A 403-nucleotide genomic window follows, 5' to 3' on the forward strand; every position below is an offset into this window, starting at 1 on the left:
AAACTGGGGAACTTGAGTGCAGAAGAGGAGAGTGGAATTCCACGTGTAGCGGTGAAATGCGTAGAGATGTGGAGGAACACCAGTGGCGAAGGCGACTCTCTGGTCTGTAACTGACGCTGAGGAGCGAAAGCGTGGGGAGCGAACAGGATTAGATACCCTGGTAGTCCACGCCGTAAACGATGAGTGCTAAGTGTTAGGGGGTTTCCGCCCCTTAGTGCTGCAGCTAACGCATTAAGCACTCCGCCTGGGGAGTACGGTCGCAAGACTGAAACTCAAAGGAATTGACGGGGGCCCGCACAAGCGGTGGAGCATGTGGTTTAATTCGAAGCAACGCGAAGAACCTTACCAGGTCTTGACATCCTCTGACAATCCTAGAGATAGGACGTCCCCTTCGGGGGCAGAG

Annotated in this window: 1 rRNA gene; it reads left to right on the plus strand. The window is 54.3% G+C overall.

From position 1 onward, the window contains the following. Positions 1–403 (plus strand): 16S ribosomal RNA (locus IG629_RS22505); the annotation flags it as partial.

Source organism: Nisaea nitritireducens, assembly GCF_014904795.1.
In the GTDB taxonomy this organism is placed as follows: domain Bacteria; phylum Pseudomonadota; class Alphaproteobacteria; order Thalassobaculales; family Thalassobaculaceae; genus Nisaea; species Nisaea nitritireducens.